Genomic DNA, 21,526 nt, shown 5'->3' with positions numbered 1-21,526 from the left:
GGCTGGGGGGAGGGGAGGGGTGGGGCGGGAATGACAGCGGCCCGTCCTCTCCCCCGAGTCAAGGACGGGCCGCGCTCGGGCGGGTGTTCCGCCCTGGGTCAACCCTTGTGCACGGGAACGGCCTGTTCAACAGCCCGCGGTCCGCTGTGGCACGGAAGTGACCATTCCGGCACGGTGTCCGCGTCGTATCGCTGGAACCGGTCCGACTTCCTTCCCGGGGGCCGCCGTTGCGGCCGTTTACGGCTGTCGCACCGTCGTCGCCCGTCTCGCCCCCTGCCCTGCACGTATGTGCCGGTGGGACACTGGAGCGTGACCCGGCGGGCGTGCAAGGGCAGTTGGGCCCGTACCGGTGGAACACGTGGGGGAGAGAATGCCTCGTTGGAAGGCTCTGCCGGACGAACTCGATCCGCAGGTCGCGGAGTTCGTCGGGCAATTGCGGCTGCTCGTCGACCGGAGCGGGCTCGGTGTCGCCGGAGTCGCCGAACGGACCGGGTACGCGCGGACGTCCTGGGACCGGTATCTGAACGGCGGGCTGCTCGCGCCCAAGGGGGCGGTTGTCGCGCTCGCCGAGATCACCGGGACCAGTCCCGTCCATCTGGCGACGATGTGGGAGCTGGCCGAGCGGGCCTGGAGCCGGTCGGAGATGCGTCACGACACGACGATGGAGGCTTTGCGCATCGCCAGGGCGCGGGCCGCGCTGGGGGGCGGGGGTACGGGAGGTTCGGGCGCGGCGTCGTCGTCCGTGCCGTCCGCGTCCGTGCCCTCGGTCGGGGCGTCGGTGGCGCCGGCGGGGGCGGGGGCGGGGGCGGAAGAGCCGACGCCGTCGACGCCGTCGAAGCGGGGCGGTAAGGGCTGGGGGGTCGTCGCCTCGCCGTACGACGGGGGTGGGCGGTTCGGGCCTGCGCCGTCCATGGGGCCTGCCGGGCCGTCGGGGTCGACCGGGCCGTCGGGGTCGACCGGGCCGAGCGGGCCGAGTTCGACGCCGGAGCCCGAGGACGCTCGGCCCGTCGGGGCGGACTCCGTCCGGAGGAGGCGCCGGGTGGCGGTGTTCGTCGCCGGCGTGGTGGTCGTGGCGGCCGTTTCCGCCGGAGCCGTCTGGTTCACCCGGGGTGGGGGGAAAGCGGGCGCGGCGGGTGCTTCCGGGAAGCCGTCGGTTTCGGCCAGTACCCGGAGTGATCTGCCGCCCGGGGTGAAATGTGCTGGGGCCTCGTGTGCCGGGAAGGACCCCGAGTCCATGGGGTGCGCCGGGCAGTTGGCCGAGACGACGACCAGCGTGACGGTGGGGAACGCGCTGGTGGAGGTGCGGTACAGCAAGGCGTGCGGGGCCTCGTGGGCGCGGCTCACGCGGGCCGCCGTGGGGGACCGGGTCGAGGTGTCCGGGGGCGGGGCGGCCAGGCGGACGGCTGTCGTCGGTACGGATCCGAACACGTTCACGCCGATGGTGGTGGTGAAGGACCCCGGTTCGGTGCGGGCTTGTCTGGTGCTCTCGTCGGGGCAGCGGGTGTGCACCTCGTAGCGGTCCGGGTCCGGTGGGTGGGTCGGGGCCGTGCCGGTGCATCAGCCCGTCGCCGTCGGACGGAGATGTGGACGTTGGTGGCGACGGGCATCGATGTACCGGCACGGCCCCTCACGCGCGCGGCCGGGTGCCGGTGCATCGTGGCTGAGTTCCAGACCCCGGTGCCGAATCCCGGCTGCGGGTGCGCCGTGGCACCTGCCCATTTCCGCCCGGCCCGGGACCACTCCGGTCCGGGTCGCCAACGTTTCAGCCCCGGCCCGGCTACGTTCCAGCCCTTGCCCGGGAACCTTCCAGCCCCGGCGGGGGAAACTTCAGCCCCTCCGGCGTTTGAGGAGCGGGGGCCGGGGGCGGAGCCCCAGGTACGGGTTGGGTAGGGGCGGAGGGGGCGAAAAGAAGGTTCTGGGGGGAGCCGGAGGAAACTTCGGATTTGGGGGATTGAGTTGGGTCTGAGGGGGCAGGCGGACCGTACCCCCACGGGATCCGGAGCCCTCGGGAAGGGGGGAGATCCCTTCCCGGAGCCCCTGGTACCCCCTTTGGCGGTCGCCGAGTTCACCCTCTCCCGGGCCCGGCGACCGCCTGCCCGGGGGATATCCGGCGCATCTGTGGGGTGGGCCACACGCACCCTGACGTCCGGCGTCCCGGATGCGCGATAGCCTGACGGCGGATCTCTCTTGACGCCGAGAGATCGATCATCGAGACCTTTGATCGATCATTGCGGTGGTGGCAGGGGACGATCCTGCACCCGGGGCAGGGACGCCCCACCGCCAGCTGTCATACGGAGAACGCCATGACTCGCACTCCCGTGAACGTCACCGTCACCGGCGCGGCCGGCCAGATCGGTTACGCCCTGCTCTTCCGCATCGCCTCCGGCCAGTTGCTCGGCGCGGACGTGCCGGTCAAGCTGCGCCTGCTGGAGATCACTCCGGCGCTCAAGGCCGCCGAGGGCACCGCCATGGAGCTCGACGACTGCGCCTTCCCGCTCCTTCAGGGCATCGACATCACGGACGACCCGAACGTCGCCTTCGACGGCACCAACGTCGGTCTGCTCGTCGGCGCCCGCCCGCGTACCAAGGGCATGGAGCGCGGTGACCTGCTCTCCGCCAACGGTGGCATCTTCAAGCCGCAGGGCAAGGCCATCAACGACAACGCCGCGGACGACGTCAAGATCCTGGTCGTCGGCAACCCGGCGAACACCAATGCGCTGATCGCCCAGGCCGCCGCTCCGGACGTACCCGCCGAGCGCTTCACCGCCATGACCCGTCTGGACCACAACCGCGCGCTGACCCAGCTCGCGAAGAAGACGGGCACCACGGTCGCCGACATCAAGCGGCTGACCATCTGGGGCAACCACTCCGCCACCCAGTACCCCGACATTTTCCACGCCTCGGTCGCCGGCAAGAACGCCGCCGAGGTCGTCAATGACGAGAAGTGGCTGGCCGAGGACTTCATCCCGACCGTCGCCAAGCGCGGTGCGGCGATCATCGAGGCCCGTGGCGCGTCCTCCGCGGCCTCGGCCGCCAACGCCGCCATCGACCACGTCTTCACCTGGGTCAACGGCACCGCCGAGGGCGACTGGACCTCCATGGGTATCCCGTCGGACGGTTCGTACGGTGTGCCGGAGGGTCTCATCTCCTCCTTCCCCGTCACCACCAAGGACGGCGTGTACGAGATCGTCCAGGGCCTGGACATCAACGAGTTCTCCCGCACCCGCATCGACGCCTCCGTCAAGGAGCTCGAGGAGGAGCGCGAGGCGGTCCGCGCCCTCGGCCTGATCTGATGCAGGGTCAGTTGGGTTGAGACCGAGCGTCGTTCGTTCGGCCTGATGCAGTAGCTGCGATGCCCGGGTGGTCGTGACCGCCCGGGCATCGCTGTGTCCGGGGGGTGGTCACCTGCGACGGGCGTACGGAAAGTACGTAGCGAACGTATGTGGTTTGTCGCCATAAAGAGGGGTGCCGATGGCGTGATCCTCACTATCGTCGTTGCGTACGGCCGCCGGGGGCGGGGGAAGAGGTTCGGCGGGACACGCGCCGGGATCGGGCCGTCGGGTGGCCCCGGCGGGGAGCGGGGGTGACGGATGGCGCAGCGATGGGACGCGGAGCGTCGGCAGTGGGTCGACGACGGAACGGGACTGCCGGACGGCGGAGTTCAGGACGGCGTGGACGCCGGCGGGGCGCCGCCGGCCGGGGAGGGGCAGTGGTGGGCGGCCGCCACGCAGGTGGGTCCGCAGCGGCCCGACGTCCCTCCGCCGCCGCCCGTGGGCTCCGTGCCGCCGCACCCCCAGCAGCAGTGGGCCCAGTCCCAGCAGCAGGCCCAGGCCGCCTGGTCGCATCAGCAGTCGCAGCCGCCGACGTGGCCCGGCGGTGCCGTGCCGCCCGGGGGCGCCGGCCGGCCGCCGGGGTCCGGTGACGCGCGGCGGCTGCTGCTGGTGATCGTGGCCGTGGCCGTCCTCGCAGGCGGTGTGGGCGGCGGGCTGTGGGCGGTGACCCGGGACCGCGCGGCGCGGCACCCGCAGGCGAACTCCTCGGGCCCCTCGGCCGGGGTCACGACGACAGAGCCCGGTGCCACCCCGGACCCCTCCGGAGGCGAGGGCGCCTACACGGCACCGGCCGTGACCACCGCCCCCGCGCCGGCTCCCGGGTACAGCCGCTCGGTCGATCCGCTCGGCTACAGCGTGGACGTGCCGGCCGGCTGGGCGCGCGAGGAGACGCAGGGCAAGCTGGCGCCCGTCGTCACCTACACCGCGCCCGGCGGCAGTCGGCGGCTCATGGTGTTCCAGGTCAAGGAGGTCTCCGTGACGGAGTCCTCGGCGCAGGCCCAGTCCATCGCCGAGGGGTTCCGGGGCTACCAGTACCTGGACCGGCGGAGCGGCTCCGACTGGACCGAGTTCAGCTACCGCTACGACAGCAAGCAGTACGGGGCCACCGAGACCGTCGACCACCGTTTCCAGGCCGCCGACGGCACCCCGTACGCCATCATCGTGTACGCGCCGCCGGGCACGGACATGACCGAGCAGCTCACGACCGCCGTGAACTCCTTCTGCCCGACCGGGTTCACCTGCGCCAACGCCGGCTGAGGTGCGGGGCCCCGGGCGGACTGGTGGTCAGCGGGCGGCGGGCAGCCGCTTCTCGAACCAGTGCGCCGCGTACACGTTGTCGTCGTAGCGCGGGATCTCCGTGTAGCCGCACGCCCGGTACATCTCCTGGGCCTCGGTCAGCACGGCGTGCGTGTCGAGTCGTACGACGGTGAAACGGCGCTCGACGGCCCGCTGTTCGAGGCCGTCGAGAAGACGGCGCCCGAGACCGAGCCGGCGGGCTCCGGGGTCCACCCAGACATGCCGGATCTCGCCCGCCCGGGGGCCGAGGCGGCGGAGCGCGCCGCAGCCCACCGGGCGGCCCTCCTCGTAGGCGACGAGGAAGGCGCCCGCTTCGCCCGACACCTCCTCGGGCCGGACGAGGGTCGCGGGGTCGAAGCCCTCGGGGAACCGCGCGTCGATGTCGGCCGCGTACGCGTCGAGGCAGGCCCGGGCGTCGGGGGAGGCTCCGTCGACCGTCTCGACGGTGATCGCGGCGAGCCGGAGCAGTCGGTGCGCTGTGTCCAGGGCCGTCGTGAGCTCCGCCCGGCGGCGGGCGTCGAGACCGCCGAGCAGGCCCTCGGCGAGTGCGTCGGCCAGCCGGTTCTGCTCCCTGATCTCGGCCTCGCCGGCGGCCGTGAGCCCCGCGACCCGCAGCCTGCTGTCACCGGGGTGGACGCTCACATGGACCAGGCCCTGGGTCTGCAGGGCGCGCACCATCCGGCTCAGGTAGCCGGCGTCCAGGCCGAGCCGGGCCCGCAGGTCGCGCAGGGAGGCGCCCTTCCCGCCGATCTCGAACAGCAGCCGGGCCTCGCCGAGCGGGCGGTCCTGGCCGAGGTAGTGGTCGTCGAGGGCTCCGATGCGCCGCGTGAAGTAGCGGTTGAACCGCCGCAGCGCCGTCACCTGGTCCGTGGACACCGGGTCCGCCGGCACTGGCCCCATCTTCTTCATCTTCTTCCGGATCGCTCCGAGTGCGGGCTTTCCCGTCGAGTCCGACGCCGTCCCGCTGTTCCTTGACTTTAGTCAAAGGAAAAGGGGGTGTCCATCGTCCGTTCTCGGTCCTTTTCGTGGGGATTTTCCGTGACGCGGCGCACTTCCGGTGCCGGATCAGGCATGTGGGAGGGGGCGAGGGGCAGGCGCTCACAGCTCACGGGGGCGACACCCGCGTGACACAGGGGGATCGCACAGGAACGGAAGGCAACACCGACCATGGCCGCACAGCAGGCAGAACAGACCATCCACGTGGGCGGTGAGTGGCGCCCGGCGCTCTCCGGCGCGACACGCGAGATTCTCGACCCCGCCGACGCCGAGCCGTTCGCCGTGGTCGCGGAAGGGGACGAGAAGGACGCGGACCTCGCGGTCGCCGCCGCGCGCCGCGCCTTCGACGAGGGACCCTGGCCGCACACCCCCGTCGCCGGACGCGCCGCCCTGCTGCGCCGCGTGGCCGACCTGCTCGTCCGTGACCGCGAGGAACTCGGGCTGCTGGAGAGCCGGGACGCGGGCAAGACCCTGGAGGAGGGGCGCGTCGACATCGACTGCGTCGCCGACGCCTTCCGCTACTTCGCCGACCTCGTCGTCGGGGAGGGCGGCGGGCGGGTCGTGGACGCCGGTACGGCCGACGTCCACAGCGTCGTCGTGCACGAGCCCGTCGGCGTGTGCGCCCTGATCACCCCCTGGAACTATCCGCTGCTGCAGGCCAGTTGGAAGATCGCCCCGGCCCTCGCCGCCGGCAACACGTTCGTCGTCAAACCGAGCGAGATCACCCCGCTGACCACCGTCGCCCTGCTCCGGCTGCTGGCCGAGGCGGGCCTCCCCGACGGTGTCGCGGGTCTCGTCACCGGCCCCGGACACACCGTCGGCGCCCGCCTCGCCGAACACCCCGACGTCGACCTCGTCTCCTTCACCGGGGGCCTCGTCAGCGGGACGAAGGTGGCCCGCGCCGCCGCCGACACCGTCAAGAAGGTCGCGCTCGAACTCGGCGGAAAGAACCCCAACGTCGTCTTCGCCGACTCCTGCGCCACCGAGGAAGGCTTCGACACCGCCGTCGACCAGGCCCTCAACGCCGCCTTCATCCACAGCGGCCAGGTGTGCTCCGCCGGTTCGCGGCTCATCGTCGAGGAGTCTCTGCGCGAACGCTTCGTCGCCGAACTCGCGCGCAGGGCGGGCGCGATCCGGCTCGGCCGCGGTACCGGGGAAGGCGTCGAGTGCGGTCCGCTGGTCTCCGAGCGGCAGCGCGCGCGGACCGAGGAGTACGTCGCCTCCGCGCTGGAGGAGGGCGCGGTGCTGCGGGCCGGCGGCAAGCGCCCCGAGCCGTCCGAACTCCGGCCCGCGAACGGGTACTTCTACGAGCCCACGGTGCTCGACCGGTGCCACCGGGACATGCGGGTCGTCCGCGAGGAGGTCTTCGGGCCCGTCCTGACCGTGGAGACGTTCACCACCGAGGACGAGGCCGTCGCGCTCGCCAACGACACCGAGTACGGCCTCGCGGGCGCCGTCTGGACCGCCGACGCCGGCCGTGCCCGCCGGGTCGCGGGGCGGCTGCGCCACGGCACGGTCTGGATCAACGACTTCCATCCCTATCTCCCGCAGGCGGAGTGGGGCGGGTTCGGCCGCAGCGGCGTCGGACGCGAACTCGGCCCCTCCGGGCTGGCCGAGTACCGCGAGACCAAGCACGTCTACCAGAACCTCGCCCCGGCGCCGGTCCGCTGGTTCGCCGGCTGACCCCCGGAACCCGGCAACATCCCCACCTTTCCAGGACTTTGGGAGCACCCTCTTCATGTCCCAGCAGGAGAACACGTACGACTACGTCGTCATCGGCGGCGGCACGGCCGGCTCCGTGATCGCGTCCCGCCTCACCGAGAACCCGGACGTCAGCGTCGCCGTCATCGAGGGCGGCCCCAGCGACGTGGGACGCGAGGACGTCCTCACCCTGCGCCGCTGGATGGGCCTGCTCGGCGGTGAGCTCGACTACGACTACCCCACCACCGAACAGCCGCGCGGCAACTCGCACATCCGCCACAGCCGTGCCCGGGTCCTCGGCGGCTGCTCGTCGCACAACACGCTGATCGCGTTCAAGCCGCTGCCGTCCGACTGGGACGAGTGGGAGACGGCCGGCGCCAAGGGCTGGGGCGCGGCCTCGATGGAGACGTACTACGCGCGGCTCCTGAACAACATCGTCCCCGTCGACGAGAACGACCGGAACGCCATCGCGCGGGACTTCGTGGCCGCCGCCCGGACCGCGCTGGACGTGCCGCTGGTCGAGGGCTTCAACCGGGAGCCGTTCACCGAGGGCGCCGGCTTCTTCGACCTCGCCTACCACCCGGAGGACAACAAGAGGTCGAGCGCCTCGGTGGCGTACCTGCACCCGGTGATGGACGAGCGGCCCAACCTGACGCTCCTGCTGGAGACCTGGGCCTACCGGCTGGAGCTCGACGGCAAGCGCGTCACCGGTGTGCACGTGCGCACGAAGGACGACGAGGAGGTGCTCGTCCACGCCCGCCGCGAGGTCCTGCTGTGCGCGGGCGCCGTCGACTCGCCCCGGCTGCTGCTGCACTCCGGGATCGGGCCCGCCGGCGATCTGGAGGAGCTGGACATCCCCGTCGTCCACGACCTGCCGGGCGTCGGGGAGAACCTGCTCGACCACCCCGAGTCGGTGATCGTCTGGGAGACGCACGGGCCGATCCCGGAGAACTCCGCGATGGACTCCGACGCGGGCCTGTTCGTACGCCGCGACCCCGGAGCGCCGGGCCCCGACCTGATGTTCCACTTCTACCAGATCCCCTTCACCGACAATCCGGAGCGCATCGGCTACGAACGCCCCGCGCACGGCGTCTCGATGACCCCCAACATCCCCAAGCCCCGCAGCCGTGGCCGCCTTTACCTCACCAGCGCCGACCCGTCCGTCAAACCCGCCCTGGACTTCCGGTACTTCACGGACGAGGACGACTACGACGGCCGCACCCTCGTCGACGGCATCCGGATCGCCCGCGAGATCGCCGCGGCCGAACCGCTCGCCGGCTGGCTCAAGCGCGAGGTGTGCCCCGGTCCCGAGGCCACCGGAGACGAGGAACTGAGCGCGTACGCACGCCAGGTCGCGCACACCGTGTACCACCCGGCGGGCACCTGCCGCATGGGCGAGTCCTCCGACGAGCAGGCGGTGGTCGACCCCGAGCTGCGCGTCCGCGGCCTCGACGGCATCCGGATCGCCGACGCCTCCGTGTTCCCCTCCATGCCGGCCGTGAACCCGATGGTCGGAGTGCTCATGGTCGGCGAGAAGGCCGCCGAGCTGATCGGGGGCGACGCGCGATGAACGAGCCCTCCAAGAGCACCGAGAGCACCGAGAGCACCGACCTCGCCAACAGTGCCGAGAGCGCCCCGCCCGCCGAGAGCACCGAGAGCACCCCCGTCTTCTCCGTCCGCGGTCTGTGGAAGGTGTTCGGGCCGAAGGCCGACCGTGTTCCCGGTGACCCCGACCTCGCCGCGCTGGACGCGGCCGGGCTGCGCGAGGCCACCGGCTGCACCGCCGCCGTCCGTGACGTCGGCTTCGAGGTCCGCAAGGGCGAGGTCTTCGTCGTCATGGGTCTGTCGGGTTCCGGCAAGTCCACCCTGGTGCGTCTGCTGACCCGGCTGATCGAACCCACCTCCGGCAGCCTCGCGATCGACGGCGAGGACGTCCTCGCGATGGACAAGGGCCGGCTGCGCGAACTGCGCCGCCACCGTGCCGCCATGGTCTTCCAGCACTTCGGCCTGCTGCCGCACCGCACGGTCCTCGACAACGTCGCCTACGGCCTGGAGATCCAGGGCGTCCGGCGCGAGGAGCGCCGGGCCAGGGCCGCCGAGGTCGTCGCCAAGGTCGGCCTGGACGGCCTGGAGCAGCGCAGGCCGGGCGAGCTGTCCGGCGGCCAGCAGCAGCGGGTCGGACTGGCCCGCGCCCTCGCCGTCGACCCCGAGGTCATGCTCTTCGACGAGCCGTTCAGCGCGCTCGACCCGCTGATCCGGCGCGACATGCAGGACGAGGTCGTCCGGCTGCACCGCGAGGAGGGCCGCACGATGGTCTTCATCACCCACGACCTGACCGAGGCGCTGCGCCTCGGCGACCGCATCGCCCTGATGCGCGACGGCCGGATCGTCCAGCTCGGCACCCCCGAGGAGATCGTCGGCTCCCCGGCCGACGACTATGTCCGCGAGTTCGTCCGCGACGTGCCCCGCGAGCAGGTCGTGACCGTCCGCACCGCCATGCGGGCCGGGGACTGCGGCGGGCCGGAGCACCCCGGCGCGCTCGCGCCCACCACCGTCGTCGCCGACGCGATCAAGTCCGTCGCCCGCACCGGCCGGGCCGCCTGTGTCGTCGACGAGGGCCGTTGTCTCGGCGTCGTCGACCAGCAGCGGCTGCTCCAGGTGGTCGCCGGCCCGGAGTCGATCGGGGAGGCGGCCTGATGGCGGCAGTCACCGCGCCGGTTCCTCGTACGGCCCGGCCCCGGCTTCTCGGGCGTCCGGCCGTCGCCAAGCTCGTGCTGCTCGCCGCCGTCGCGGCGGTGCTCGTGCCCCTCGCCGAGGCCCGCTGGTCCGGCGGCAGCTGGCCGCACGCCCTGACCGTCGACCTGACCGGACCGCTCGGCAGGGCGGGGGACTGGATCATCGACAACCGGGACAGCCACCCGCTGTTCCTGTACTTCTTCGGCTACGTCAGCAACGCCGTCGTCCTGTCCGTGCGCGCCGTCTATCTGCTGCTCCTTACGGCGGGCTGGGCCGGGGTGACCGCCCTGGCCGCGTTCGCCGCCTGGCGTGCGGCGGGCGTGCGGCAGGCCCTCGGGACGGGCGCCGCGTTCCTCGTCTGCGGGCTCCTCGGCATGTGGGTGCCCACCCTCCAGACGCTGGCGGTCATGGTGGCCGCCGTGTCCGCCTCGGTCGTGCTGGGCGTGCTGCTCGGGCTGGCCGCCGGGCTCTCCGACCGCGTCCACCGCGCGCTGCGCCCCGTCCTGGACACCATGCAGGTGCTTCCGGCGTTCGCGTATCTGCTGCCCGTCGTGCTGGTCTTCGGGATCGGTGTTCCCGCGGCCGTGCTCGCCACCGTCGTCTACGCCGCCCCGCCCATGGCCCGGCTCACCGCGCTCGGGCTGCGCGACGCGGACGAGGGCGTGATGGAGGCCGTCGCCTCGCTCGGAGCCACCGCCCGGCAGCGGCTGTTCACCGCCCGTCTGCCGCTGGCCCGCAAGGAACTCCTCCTCGGCCTCAACCAGACGATCATGATGGCGCTGTCCATGGCCGTCATCGCCTCCGTCATCGGCGCCGGCGGTCTCGGCGACCGCGTCTACCAGGCCCTGGCCTCCGTGGACGTGGGCGCCGCCCTCGCCGCCGGCATCCCGATCGTGCTCCTCGCCATCGTCCTCGACCGGGTCACGGCCGCCGCGGGCGAACGGCTCGGAGCGGCCCGCGCGACCGCACCCCGGACGTACGTGGCGCTCGGCGCCCTGGCCGTCCTCGCCGTCGCGCTCACCGGCCGGCTCGCGGGCCGGACGGAATGGCCCGGGGCCTGGGCGGTGAACCTCGCCGAGCCGGTGAACCGGGTCGTCGACTGGATGACGGGCCACCTGTACTCGGGCGTCCCCTACCTCGGCGGCACCGCCGACTGGGCGGGCCGCTTCACCACCTGGGTGCTCGACCCGCTCCGGGACGGACTGCAATGGCTGCCCTGGTGGGCCGTGCTGCTGGCGGTCGCCGCCCTGGCCTGGCCGATCGGCACCTGGCGCACCGCGCTGACCGCCGTCCTCGCCATGGCCGCGATCGGCGTGCTGGGTGCCTGGAAACCGGCCCTGGACACGCTCTCCCAGGTGCTCGCGGCGGTCGCCGTGACCCTCCTGCTCGGCTTCGCCACCGGGATCGCGGCCGCGCGCAGCGAACGCTTCGAGCGGCTGCTGCGGCCGGTCCTCGACGTCTTCCAGACCATGCCGCAGTTCGTCTACCTCATCCCCGTGGTCGCGCTGTTCGGCGTCGGCCGCGCACCCGCCGTCGCCGCCGCGGTCGTCTACGCGCTGCCCGCCGTGGTCCGCATCACCACCCAGGGGCTGCGGGCCGTCGACCCGGCCGCGCTGGAGTCCGCCCGCTCGCTGGGCGCCACGACCGCGCAGCAACTGCGCCAGGTCCAGCTGCCGTTGGCGAGGCCCGCACTGCTGCTCGCGGTCAACCAGGGCGTCGTCCTGGTCCTCGCCGTGGTCATCATCGGCGGCCTGGTCGGCGGCGGGGCGCTCGGCTACGACGTCGTGTTCGGCCTCGCCCAGGGCGACCTGGCCACCGGACTCGTCGCGGGCGCCGCGATCGTCTGCCTCGGCCTGATGCTCGACCGGGTGACCCAGCCCACCGCGCGCCGCCCGAGGAAGGGAGCCTGACATGCGCGTTCGTACGACCTCCGCGGTGGCCGGCGTCTCGGCCCTGCTGCTGCTCAGCGGCTGCGGCGCCGCCGACATGACCCGCCAGGCCTCGCCCTTCGCGGGTGCCCGGGGCGCGCGGACGGTGACCCTGTCCGTGCAGTCGTGGGTCGGTGCCCAGTCCAACGTGGCCGTGGCGCAGTACCTCCTGGAACACGAGCTGGACTATCGCGTCGACACCGTGCAGGTCGACGAGGTGCCCGCCTGGGACGCGCTCAGCCAGGGCCGCGTCGACGCCATCCTGGAGGACTGGGGCCACCCCGACCAGGAGAAGCGGTACGTCGAGGACAAGGGGACGATCGCGCCCGGCGGGGACCTCGGGGTGACCGGCCACATCGGCTGGTACGTCCCGACCTACTTCGCGAAGGAGCATCCCGACGTCACGGACTGGAAGAACCTGGACAAGTACGCCGACCGGCTTCGCACCCCCGAGAGCGGCGGCAAGGGACAGCTCCTCGACGGCTCACCGTCCTACGTCACCAACGACAAGGCGCTGGTGGACAACCTCCACCTGAACTACCAGGTGGTGTTCGCCGGTTCGGAGGCCGCGCAGATCACGCAGATGAAGCAGTTCGCCAAGGAGAAGAAGCCCTTCCTGACGTACTGGTACTCACCGCAGTGGCTGTTCGAGAAGGTCCCGCTGACCGAGGTGAAGCTGCCCGCCTACAAGGAGGGCTGCGACGCCGACGCGGCGAAGGTCGCCTGCGCCTATCCGCACACCCCGCTGAAGAAGTACCTGAACGCCGAGTTCGCGAAGAGCGGGGGCAGGGCGGCCGCCTTCCTGAAGAAGTTCCGGTGGACCACCGAGGACCAGAACGAGGTCTCCCTGACGATCGCCGACGACCGCCTCACGCCCCAGGAGGCGGCGAAGAAGTGGGTGGAGCGGCACCGGTCGACCTGGCGGCCGTGGCTGGCGTCCTGACCGGGAGCGTCCTGGTCGGGGGCGGGCTGTAGGGGGCGGGCCGGCGGGGTGGCCCCGACCGGGGTGCCCGGCCGGCCCGCCGACCCCTAACGCAGCTTCGCCGCGATGTCCCCCAGCGCCTCGGCCGCCCGGCGCTGCAGTCCGGGGCCGAACGTGACCCGGGTGGCGCCCCGTTCACCCAGCTCGCCCGGGGACGGCCCGTCGAGACGGGCGAACGCGTTCAGCGGTCCCCGGATGCCGGACCGCAGCAGCGGCAGCACCTCGGGCGGCGCGCCGATCGGGTACACGCAGTCGGCACCCGCCTCGACGTACAGCGAGGCCCGCCGGACGGCCTGTCCCGGATCGCCGTCCCCGTACGCGAAGACGTCGACCCGGGCGTTCACGAACAGCATGTCCGCCGCCGCGCCCCGCACCTCGGCCAGCCAGTCGGCGTGCCGGGCCGCGTCCTTGAGGACACCGCCCTCGGAGTCCTCGAGGTTGCAGCCCACGGCCCCCGCCTCCAGCAGCCGCTCCACCAGCTCCCGGGGCGCCAGCCCGTAACCGCCCTCCACGTCCGCCGACACCGGCACGTCCACCGCCCGGGCGATCCGCGCGACGGCGGCGAACATCTCGTCGGCCGGGGTGTCCCCGTCCGCGTACCCCAGCGAGGCGGCAACCCCCGCGCTGGGCGTGGCGAGCGCGGGGAACCCCGCGTCCGCGAACACCCGGGCGCTCGCCGCGTCCCAGGGGCCGGGCAGCACCAGCGGATCGCCGGGCACCCGCCCCTGGTGCAGGGCCCGGAACCGCTCCGCCGCGCCCGTCACCCCGTGCTCCCCGCCCGCCTGTGCCCGGCCCTCACGCGTGCCCGCCCGGCCGGTAGTGGCCCGGGACCATGCGGCAGGTCACGGCGAACCGGTTCCAGGCGTTGATCACCGTGATCGAGGCGATCAGCCGGGCCAGGTCGGCCTCCTCGAAGTGCTCGGCCGCGCGCTCGTACACCTCGTCCGGCACGAAGCCGTCCGTGACGATGGTGACGGCCTCCGTCAGCTCGATCGCCGCGATCTCCTTCTCCGTGTAGAAGTGCCGCGACTCCTCCCAGGCCGTGAGCTGGATGATCCGCTCCACGCTCTCGCCCGCCGCGAGCGCGTCCTTGGTGTGCATGTCCAGACAGAACGCGCAGTGGTTGAGCTGCGAGGCGCGGATCTTCACCAGTTCGAGGAGCACGGGGTCCACGCCCTGGCGGGCCGCCGCGTCGAGCCGGACCATCGCCTTGTACACGTCGGGTGCGAGCTCGGCCCAGGCCAGCCGGGGGGAGTGCTCGGGCGCGTACGCCGCTGCCGCGGCCGGGGGAGCGGAGCCGTCCGGGGCGGCGGGGGTGGTCGGGGTGTGCCGGGTGGTCGTGTCCTGGGTCGTCATGCGATCGACCCTACGAGGGCAGTAGCCCAGGGGTATGGTCCATTCCCATGGGGAAAACGTGGGCCACTCTGGGGGTCGACCTCCATGTCGAGCCGGCCGGGTCCGGTGTCCGCAAGGGGCTGACGGAGGCGCTGCGCGAGGCCGTGCGCAGCGGCCGGCTGGCCCCCGGGACCCGGCTGCCCTCCTCGCGCTCGCTCGCCGCCGACCTCGGGATCGCCCGCAACACGGTCGCCGAGTCCTATGCCGACCTGGTCGCCGAGGGCTGGCTCACCGCACGCCAGGGCTCGGGCACGCGGGTGGCGGAGCGGAGCGTCGTACCACCGGCGCGGGAGGCCGCCCCGCCCCGCCGTGAACCGGCCGGGCCCGCCTGGGACCTGGTCCCCGGACGCCCCGACCTCGCGTCCTTCCCGCGCGCCGCCTGGCTCAAGGCGGCCCGCCGCGCCCTGACCCGCGCCCCGCACGAAGCCCTCGGCTACGGCGATCCCCGCGGCCGCCCCGAGCTGCGTACCGCCCTCGCGGGCTATCTCTCCCGCGCCCGCGGGGTCCGCGCCGACCCGGAGCGGATCGTGGTCTGCTCCGGCTTCTCGGACGGCCTCACCCTGCTCGGCACGGTCCTGCGCCGGCGCGGACTCCGCTCGGTCGCGGTGGAGTCGTACGGGCTCGACGTCCACTGGAACCTCCTGCACCGGTCGGGCCTGCGCACCACGCCGCTGCCCTTCGACGCGCTCGGCACCGACACCCGCGACCTGGCGGGGGCGCGGGCCGTGCTCCTCACCCCCGCCCACCAGTTCCCGATGGGGGAGCCGCTGCACCCGGACCGCCGGGCCGCCGTGGTCGCCTGGGCCCGCCGCACCGGCGGGCTGGTCCTGGACGACGACTACGACGGCGAGTTCCGCTACGACCGCCAGCCCGTCGGCGCGCTCCAGGGACTGGACCCCGACCACGTGGTCCACCTCGGCACCGCGAGCAAGTCCCTGGCACCCGCGCTGCGTCTCGGCTGGCTGGTCCTGCCGCCGTCGCTGGTGGACGAGGTGGTCTCCCTGAAGGGGGAGGGCGGCTGGTCCACCGGGGCGCTGGACCAGCTGACCCTGGCGGAGTTCATCACCTCCGGCGCCTACGACCGGCACGTCCGCTCCGCCCGGCTGCGCTACCGGCGCCGCAGGGACGCCCTGGTCGCGGCCCTCGCCACCCGCGCGCCCGACGTGCACGCCACGGGCATCGCGGCCGGGCTGCACGCCGTGCTCCGGCTTCCGCCCGGAACCGAGGCCGCGGTCGTGCAGGCCGCCGCGTTCCAGAGCCTGGCCGTCCACGGCCTCTCCCGCCACCGCCACCCGGACGCCGTGGTCCCGCACCCGGACGCCCTGGTCGTCGGCTACGGCACCCCGCCGGACCACGCCTGGTCGGGCGCCCTGGACGCACTGTGCCGGGCCCTTCCCTGACACCGAGCCCGTGTACCGCCGGGCGCGGGGCCGGTGCCGGCCGGCAGGGGCCCCGCGCGCGGCCGCACGGACGACGGCGCCGGCCCTCACGAGGGGACCGACACCGACGTCTCCTTCTCCGTCTTTGGCGCCTCGCCGAACCGGGCCAGGGCCAGGGCCCCTGCCACCGCCACCGCGAAGCCGAGCACCGCCAGCCAGGTCAGGCCCTCGCGGGTGCGGTCGCCCAGCCACACCACGCCCACCAGCGCCGGCCCGATGGTCTCCCCGATGACCAGACCGGCGGTCGCCGTCGTCACAGAACCCCGTTCCAGCGCGGTCGTGAGCAGCAGGAACGCGGCACCGCCGCCGATCAGCAGCGCGTACGTCGCCGGATTGGCGAGCAGCGTCCCCGGATCGAGGTCGGCGATCAGCCGTACCGACACCTCGACCACCCCGAACCCGAAACCCGACCCGAGACCCAGCGCGAGCGCCCGTCCCCGGTCGGGCAGCCGTCCGCCGACGAGCCCCAGCACCAGGACGGCGACGGACGTCCCGAGCATCGCGTACTTCAGCGCCAGGGACCCCGTCCGGTCCCCCTCCGCCCCGGACGCCAGGCCGAGCATCGCGAGTCCGGCGCACACCACCGCCACCGCGCTCCACTCGACCCGGCTCAGCCGCACGTGCAGCAGCCGCGAGGCGACCACCGCGGTGACGGCGAGGCTCGCCGCGAGGGCCGCGCCGACCGCGTAGATCGGGAGGGACCGCAGCGCGGCGATCTGCAGCACGAACCCGACCCCGTCGAGGCCGAGCCCCGCCAGATAGCGCCACTGCCGCAGCGCCCGCAGCAGCAGCGCCGCCGCTCCGGCCACCCCGGAGCCTCCTCCGCCCGCGGCCCGCGCGGCCATCGCCTGCAGAACCGTCGCCGTACCGAAACAGACCGAGGCACCAAGGGCGCACACCATTCCAAAGAGCACGAAGCGACTGTAGGGGACGGGGCGTCACCCGGGGCCGTCGTCTTGACCCGCTGTGCTGGATCTCTACTCTGTCGACTTCAATCAAAAAGCGAACCACAGAGAACAAACGGGGGAACGGACATGGCAGACGTACGGCGTCAACTGCGCTCGGGCACGGTCGTCCTGGGCGGCATGGGACTTCTCGCGGCGGCGCTCACCGCCTGCTCCTCGGACCCCGACAAGCGCTGCGTCGACCGTGACAGCTACAACGCGGCCAAGGGCTACGAGGTCGTCGCGGACAAGTACTGCACGTCCTCGTCCGGTTCGTACCACACCGGCTGGTACTACGGCGGCAGCAAGAAGAGCAGCTGGGTCGAGGGCGGCTCCTTCACCAAGCCCAGTGGTTCCGGCGGTTCGGGCGGCAGCGGTGTCCACCGCGGCGGCTTCGGCGGCGGCAAGGGCGGCTCCGGCGGCTGACCCGCCGGGCGGAAGCACCCGCCCGCCACCCGCACGAAGCACCCGCCCGCCGACCCGGAGAATCCACCCGCCCCATGGAACGCCGCACCATCGACCCCCGCCCCGGCTGGCAGCAGACCGTCGAGAGCCAGGGGCTGATCTACCCGCTCACCCGCCACCCCGACGACTCCCTGCGCCCCTACTGGGACGAGAGCGCCTACTACGCCTTCTCGCTGCCCGAGGTGGAGGCGCTGGAGGAGGTCGTCGAGGAACTGCACGCCATGTGCCTGGTGGCGGCCGGCCACATCGTGGAGCGGAACCGCTTCGCCGACCTCGGCCTGCACGACCCCCGGGTCGTGGCCGCCGTCTCCGAGGCCTGGCACCGGCGCGCGGAACTCCCCTCCGTCTACGGCCGCTTCGACCTCCGCTACGACGGGACGGGCCCGGCGAAGCTCCTGGAGTACAACGCCGACACCCCGACCTCGCTGGTCGAGGCCGCGAGCCCGCAGTGGTTCTGGATGGAGGACCGCTTCCCCGGCGCCGACCAGTGGAACTCCCTCCACGAACGCCTCGTCGCGGCCTGGAAACGACAGGGCGCCCTGCTCCCGCCCGGCAGCCCGCTCTACTTCGCGCACTCCGCCGAGGACGAGCTGGGCGAGGACCTGATGACGGTCGCCTATCTGAAGGAGACCGCGGAGCAGGCCGGTCTCGACACGGACTGGATCTCCATGGAGGAGATCGGCTGGGACCCCCTGTCCGGGCGCTTCGTCGACAACCGGCTCGCGTTCATCCGCAGCTGCTTCAAGCTCTACCCCTGGGAATGGCTCACCACCGACGCGTTCGCCGGTCACGTCCTGGACACCCTCGACAACGGCGGCGGCACCGGCACGACCCTGTGGATCGAGCCCGCCTGGAAGATGCTCCTGTCCAACAAGGCCCTGCTCGCCGTCCTGTGGGAGCTCTACCCGGACCACCCGAACCTGCTGCCCGCCCACCTCGACGGCCCCCGCGAGCTGGCCCGCACGAAGGGGTACGTCGCCAAGCCGCTGCTCGGCCGCGAGGGCGCCGGGGTGACCGTCCACGAACCCGGCGCCGCGCCCGTCGTCCGCGAGGAGGCCTGCTGCTACCAGGAGCTGGCACCGCTCCCGTCCTTCGACGGCAACCGGGTCGTCCTCGGCGCCTGGGTCGTCGAGGACGAGGCGGCGGGCCTCGGCATCCGCGAGTCCTCCGGCCTCGTCACGGACGAGTACGCCCGCTTCCTGCCCCACGTGATCCTCTAGGTCGTGTCCGCCCCAGGGCCCGTCGGGCCGTTGCGGGGGGCGGGCCCGGCGCGGCCCGGTCCTACGCCCCGAGCACGGCCCGCAGCTGGGCCAGCCCCCAGTCCAGGTCCTCCTCGCTGATGACCAGCGGCGGGGCGATCCGGATCGTGGTGCCGTGGGTGTCCTTGACGAGGACGCCCCGGTCCATCAGCTTCTCCGAGACCTCACGGCCCGTGCCGTGCCCGGGAGCGATGTCCACGCCCGCCCACAGGCCCCGTCCGCGCACCGCCGTCACCCGGCCGGAGTCCTTGAGCAGGCCCAGTTCGCGGTGCAGACGCTCGCCGAGCCGGGCCGCCCGTTCCTGGTACTCGCCCGACCGCAGCATCGCGATCACCTCCAGGGCCACCGCGCAGGCCAGCGGGTTCCCTCCGAACGTCGACCCGTGCTCCCCGGGCCGGAACACCCCCAGCACCTCCGCGCTCGACACCACAGCCGACACCGGCACCACCCCGCCGCCGAGCGCCTTCCCGAGCACGTAAACGTCCGGCACCACACCCTCGTGCTCGCACGCGAACGTACGGCCGGTCCGGCCCAGCCCCGACTGGATCTCGTCCGCGACGAACAGGACGTTCCGCTCCCGCGTCAGCTCCCGCACGGCCGGCAGATAACCGGCCGGCGGCACCAGCACCCCCGCCTCCCCCTGGATCGGCTCCAGCAGCACGGCCACCGTGTTCTCCGTGACCGCCGCCCGCAGGGCCGTCAGGTCGCCGTACGGCACGATCTCGAACCCCGGGGTGTACGGGCCGAAGTCGGCCCGCGCCTCCGGGTCCGTCGAGAAGCTGATGACCGTCGTCGTACGGCCGTGGAAGTTGTTGCCCGCGACCACGATCTTCGCCATCCCGGCCGGGACGCCCTTGACCTTGTAGCCCCACTTCCGGGCCGTCTTCACGGCCGTCTCCACCGCCTCGGCGCCGGTGTTCATCGGCAGCACCGTCTCCATGCCGCACAGCGCGGCCAGTTCCCGGCAGAAGTCCGCGAACCGGTCGTGGTGGAAGGCCCGCGAGGTCAGCGTCACCCGGTCCAGCTGCGCCTTGGCCGCCTCGATCAGCCGCCGGTTGCCGTGCCCGAAGTTCAGCGCCGAGTAGCCGGCCAGCATGTCGAGGAAGCGGCGGCCCTCGACGTCGGTCATCCACGCCCCCTCCGCCGTCGCCACCACGACCGGCAGCGGGTGGTAGTTGTGCGCGCTGTGCGCGTCGGCCGAGGCGATGAGCGCCTGTGTCGTCTCCCTGGATTCCATGGTGGTCACGGGATCTCCGTTCTGGGCTGGTGGCCTCCTTCCTATCGTCGCTCGCATGGTGGACCGGGGACCCCGGTGATCCGGCGCGCCCGGTAGGCTGATCGACGGGGCCGTGACTGGCGCGCTGGGATGGGACCGACCATCGGGGAGCGGCACCCGCGCTGTGGCTTCCCCGGGGCGATCCCGGACCTCTGGACGGAGAAGCAGGCCGTTCCGAGGGGCCCGGAGTGTCCGGGCGAGGAGTCGTGGCACCACAGTGCCGTGCGCCTGGGCCGACCCGTGAACGCTGATGACAACGTCCGGAGGCCGTCATGCCAGAGCCCCTTTCCACCGAGTCCACCGCCTTCCGCAGCGCCCTCGACGTGATCCGGGCCGTGGAGCCCCGCGTCGCCGACGCCATCGGCCAGGAAGTCGCCGACCAGCGCGACATGCTGAAGCTGATCGCGTCCGAGAACTACGCCTCCCCGGCCACCCTCCTGGCCATGGGCAACTGGTTCAGCGACAAGTACGCCGAGGGCACCGTCGGGCGCCGCTTCTACGCCGGCTGCCGCAACGTCGACACCGTCGAGGCCCTCGCCGCCGAGCACGCCCGCGAGCTGTTCGGCGCCGAACACGCCTACGCCCAGCCGCACTCCGGCATCGACGCGAACCTCGTCGCCTTCTGGGCCGTCCTCGCCGCCCGTGTGGAGGTCCCGGCCCTCGCGAAGGCCGGCGTCCGCAACGTCAACGACCTCTCCGAGGCCGACTGGGCGGAACTGCGCCAGGCCTTCGGCAACCAGCGCATGCTCGGCTTGTCCCTGGACGCCGGCGGCCACCTGACGCACGGATTCCGCCCGAACATCTCCGGCAAGATGTTCGACCAGCGTTCCTACGGCACCGACCCGGCCACCGGTCTCATCGACTACGAGGCCCTGCGCGTCTCCGCCCGCGAGTTCAAGCCGCTGATCATCGTCGCCGGCTACTCCGCGTACCCCCGCCTGGTGAACTTCCGGATCATGCGGGAGATCGCCGACGAGGTCGGCGCCACCCTCATGGTCGACATGGCGCACTTCGCCGGCCTGGTCGCGGGCAAGGTCCTCACCGGCGACTTCGACCCGGTCCCGCACGCCCAGATCGTCACCACCACCACGCACAAGTCGCTCCGCGGCCCGCGCGGCGGCATGGTCCTGTGCGACGAGACCCTCGCCGAGCAGGTCGACCGCGGCTGCCCGATGGTCCTCGGCGGCCCGCTGCCCCACGTCATGGCCGCCAAGGCGGTCGCGCTCGCCGAGGCCCGCCGGCCCGAGTTCCGCGACTACGCCCAGGCCGTCGTCGACAACTCCCGTGCCCTGGCCGAGGGCCTGATGCGCCGCGGCGCCACCCTGGTCACCGGCGGCACGGACAACCACCTCAACCTCATCGACGTCGCCTCCTCCTACGGCCTGACGGGCCGGCAGGCCGAGTCCGCGCTGCTGGACTCGGGCATCGTCACCAACCGCAACGCGATCCCCGCCGACCCGAACGGCGCCTGGTACACCTCCGGCATCCGGATCGGCACGCCCGCGCTGACCACCCGTGGCCTCGGCGCGACCGAGATGGACGAGATCGCCGCGCTGATCGACCGGGTCCTGACCACGGCCGAGCCGGGCACCACCGCCAAGGGCGCGCCGTCCAAGGCGCAGCACGTCCTGGACACGAAGATCTCCGACGAGATCGCCCACCGCGCGAGCGACCTGCTCGCCCCGTTCCCGCTGTACCCCGAGATCGACCTCGGCTGAGACACCGCTCCGCGCCGGGGCCGGATCCGTCCGGCCCCGGAACGGACCGGCCCAGGACC

17 protein-coding genes are annotated in these 21,526 nt (G+C 72.9%); 12 read left to right on the top strand and 5 right to left on the bottom strand.

The window, feature by feature from the left end:
* The first annotated feature begins 370 nt into the window (after positions 1-370).
* The 3 genes from IO36_RS36625 (at position 371) to IO36_RS36615 (ending at position 4,589) form a co-directional block, all read left to right on the top strand.
* On the top strand, positions 371-1,516 hold the full coding sequence (locus tag IO36_RS36625) for a helix-turn-helix domain-containing protein (RefSeq protein WP_037626773.1): 1,146 nt from the start codon (positions 371-373) through the stop codon (positions 1,514-1,516).
* Between the two features lie 787 nt (positions 1,517-2,303).
* Positions 2,304-3,293, top strand: coding sequence for a malate dehydrogenase (locus IO36_RS36620; protein ID WP_037626772.1), 990 nt, complete (start codon positions 2,304-2,306; stop codon positions 3,291-3,293).
* Positions 3,294-3,590: 297 nt separating this feature from the next.
* Positions 3,591-4,589 carry a hypothetical protein gene (locus tag IO36_RS36615; protein WP_051901223.1) on the top strand — a complete coding sequence of 333 codons (999 nt, stop codon included), beginning with the start codon at positions 3,591-3,593 and terminating at the stop codon, positions 4,587-4,589.
* Positions 4,590-4,616: 27 nt separating this feature from the next.
* On the opposite strand, the gene IO36_RS36610 is transcribed toward IO36_RS36615, so the two are convergent.
* A complete protein-coding gene (locus IO36_RS36610) occupies positions 4,617-5,528 on the bottom strand; it encodes a bifunctional helix-turn-helix transcriptional regulator/GNAT family N-acetyltransferase (protein ID WP_037627428.1) in 912 nt (303 codons plus the stop codon).
* 267 nt (positions 5,529-5,795) lie between these two features.
* On the opposite strand from IO36_RS36610, the gene IO36_RS36605 reads away from it, so the two are divergent.
* From IO36_RS36605 to IO36_RS36585, 5 genes are read left to right on the top strand one after another with little or no spacing between them, the layout of a single operon-like run.
* Complete coding sequence (locus IO36_RS36605) at positions 5,796-7,307, top strand: aldehyde dehydrogenase family protein (protein WP_037626770.1); 1,512 nt, start codon at positions 5,796-5,798, stop codon at positions 7,305-7,307.
* Positions 7,308-7,362: 55 nt separating this feature from the next.
* Positions 7,363-8,895, top strand: coding sequence for a GMC family oxidoreductase (locus tag IO36_RS36600; RefSeq protein WP_037626768.1), 1,533 nt, complete (start codon positions 7,363-7,365; stop codon positions 8,893-8,895).
* Complete coding sequence (locus tag IO36_RS36595) at positions 8,892-10,022, top strand: quaternary amine ABC transporter ATP-binding protein (protein WP_078943672.1); 1,131 nt, start codon at positions 8,892-8,894, stop codon at positions 10,020-10,022. Before IO36_RS36600 ends, IO36_RS36595 begins: the two co-directional genes overlap by 4 nt.
* Positions 10,022-11,971: an ABC transporter permease subunit gene (locus tag IO36_RS36590; protein WP_037626766.1), complete on the top strand. Its 1,950-nt coding sequence runs from the start codon at positions 10,022-10,024 to the stop codon at positions 11,969-11,971. The genes IO36_RS36595 and IO36_RS36590 overlap by 1 nt, the downstream gene beginning before the upstream one ends.
* 1 nt (position 11,972) lies before the next feature.
* A complete protein-coding gene (locus IO36_RS36585) occupies positions 11,973-12,932 on the top strand; it encodes an ABC transporter substrate-binding protein (RefSeq protein WP_037626764.1) in 960 nt (319 codons plus the stop codon).
* An 86-nt stretch (positions 12,933-13,018) separates the two neighbouring features.
* Here IO36_RS36585 and IO36_RS36580 read toward each other — a convergent pair whose 3' ends face one another.
* Positions 13,019-13,735, bottom strand: a complete 717-nt coding sequence (locus IO36_RS36580) for an isocitrate lyase/PEP mutase family protein (RefSeq protein ID WP_037626761.1) — start codon at positions 13,733-13,735, stop codon at positions 13,019-13,021.
* Positions 13,736-13,766: 31 nt separating this feature from the next.
* Positions 13,767-14,327, bottom strand: a complete 561-nt coding sequence (locus IO36_RS36575) for a carboxymuconolactone decarboxylase family protein (protein ID WP_078943671.1) — start codon at positions 14,325-14,327, stop codon at positions 13,767-13,769.
* 47 nt (positions 14,328-14,374) lie between these two features.
* On the opposite strand from IO36_RS36575, the gene IO36_RS36570 reads away from it, so the two are divergent.
* Positions 14,375-15,766 (top strand): MocR-like pyridoxine biosynthesis transcription factor PdxR, encoded by a 1,392-nt coding sequence (locus IO36_RS36570; protein WP_037626759.1) that lies wholly within the window; start codon positions 14,375-14,377, stop codon positions 15,764-15,766.
* Positions 15,767-15,852: 86 nt separating this feature from the next.
* Here the strand turns inward: IO36_RS36570 and IO36_RS36565 are convergent, their stop codons facing one another.
* The gene (locus IO36_RS36565) at positions 15,853-16,707 is read right to left on the bottom strand and encodes a hypothetical protein (protein ID WP_037626757.1); all 855 of its coding nucleotides are present in this window, start codon (positions 16,705-16,707) and stop codon (positions 15,853-15,855) included.
* A gap of 132 nt (positions 16,708-16,839) precedes the next feature.
* Between IO36_RS36565 and IO36_RS36560 the strand changes: the two genes are divergently transcribed.
* Positions 16,840-17,175 (top strand): hypothetical protein, encoded by a 336-nt coding sequence (locus tag IO36_RS36560; protein ID WP_037626756.1) that lies wholly within the window; start codon positions 16,840-16,842, stop codon positions 17,173-17,175.
* Between the two features lie 74 nt (positions 17,176-17,249).
* Positions 17,250-18,434, top strand: a complete 1,185-nt coding sequence (locus IO36_RS36555; RefSeq protein ID WP_037626754.1) for a glutathionylspermidine synthase family protein — start codon at positions 17,250-17,252, stop codon at positions 18,432-18,434.
* A gap of 61 nt (positions 18,435-18,495) precedes the next feature.
* Here IO36_RS36555 and rocD read toward each other — a convergent pair whose 3' ends face one another.
* Entirely contained in the window at positions 18,496-19,710 is a 1,215-nt protein-coding gene (gene rocD / locus IO36_RS36550; RefSeq protein ID WP_037627421.1) for an ornithine--oxo-acid transaminase, read from the bottom strand.
* 311 nt (positions 19,711-20,021) lie between these two features.
* Here rocD and IO36_RS36545 point away from each other — a divergent pair, with 311 nt between their 5' ends.
* Positions 20,022-21,467: a glycine hydroxymethyltransferase gene (locus tag IO36_RS36545; protein ID WP_037626753.1), complete on the top strand. Its 1,446-nt coding sequence runs from the start codon at positions 20,022-20,024 to the stop codon at positions 21,465-21,467.
* The last annotated feature ends 59 nt before the right edge of the window (positions 21,468-21,526 follow it).

Origin of the sequence: Streptomyces aureus (assembly GCF_000725495.1) — a bacterium.
In the GTDB taxonomy this organism is placed as follows: domain Bacteria; phylum Actinomycetota; class Actinomycetes; order Streptomycetales; family Streptomycetaceae; genus Streptomyces; species Streptomyces aureus_B.
Note: the sequence above shows the minus strand (reverse complement) of the source record. Positions and strands in the feature narration are given on the sequence as shown.

Bases quoted from the DNA above. Each gene is read 5' to 3' on its own strand.
- IO36_RS36575 (WP_078943671.1), bottom strand. From the start codon at position 14,327: ATGACGACCCAGGACACGACCACCCGGCACACCCCGACCACCCCCGCC.
- rocD (WP_037627421.1), bottom strand. From the start codon at position 19,710: ATGGAATCCAGGGAGACGACACAGGCGCTCATCGCCTCGGCCGACGCG.
- IO36_RS36620 (WP_037626772.1), top strand. From the start codon at position 2,304: ATGACTCGCACTCCCGTGAACGTCACCGTCACCGGCGCGGCCGGCCAG.
- IO36_RS36545 (WP_037626753.1), top strand. From the start codon at position 20,022: ATGCCAGAGCCCCTTTCCACCGAGTCCACCGCCTTCCGCAGCGCCCTC.
- IO36_RS36615 (WP_051901223.1), top strand. From the start codon at position 3,591: ATGGCGCAGCGATGGGACGCGGAGCGTCGGCAGTGGGTCGACGACGGA.
- IO36_RS36560 (WP_037626756.1), top strand. From the start codon at position 16,840: ATGGCAGACGTACGGCGTCAACTGCGCTCGGGCACGGTCGTCCTGGGC.
- IO36_RS36555 (WP_037626754.1), top strand. From the start codon at position 17,250: ATGGAACGCCGCACCATCGACCCCCGCCCCGGCTGGCAGCAGACCGTC.
- IO36_RS36625 (WP_037626773.1), top strand. From the start codon at position 371: ATGCCTCGTTGGAAGGCTCTGCCGGACGAACTCGATCCGCAGGTCGCG.
- IO36_RS36570 (WP_037626759.1), top strand. From the start codon at position 14,375: ATGGGGAAAACGTGGGCCACTCTGGGGGTCGACCTCCATGTCGAGCCG.
- IO36_RS36590 (WP_037626766.1), top strand. From the start codon at position 10,022: ATGGCGGCAGTCACCGCGCCGGTTCCTCGTACGGCCCGGCCCCGGCTT.
- IO36_RS36585 (WP_037626764.1), top strand. From the start codon at position 11,973: ATGCGCGTTCGTACGACCTCCGCGGTGGCCGGCGTCTCGGCCCTGCTG.
- IO36_RS36610 (WP_037627428.1), bottom strand. From the start codon at position 5,528: ATGGGGCCAGTGCCGGCGGACCCGGTGTCCACGGACCAGGTGACGGCG.
- IO36_RS36605 (WP_037626770.1), top strand. From the start codon at position 5,796: ATGGCCGCACAGCAGGCAGAACAGACCATCCACGTGGGCGGTGAGTGG.
- IO36_RS36565 (WP_037626757.1), bottom strand. From the start codon at position 16,707: ATGGTGTGCGCCCTTGGTGCCTCGGTCTGTTTCGGTACGGCGACGGTT.
- IO36_RS36600 (WP_037626768.1), top strand. From the start codon at position 7,363: ATGTCCCAGCAGGAGAACACGTACGACTACGTCGTCATCGGCGGCGGC.
- IO36_RS36595 (WP_078943672.1), top strand. From the start codon at position 8,892: ATGAACGAGCCCTCCAAGAGCACCGAGAGCACCGAGAGCACCGACCTC.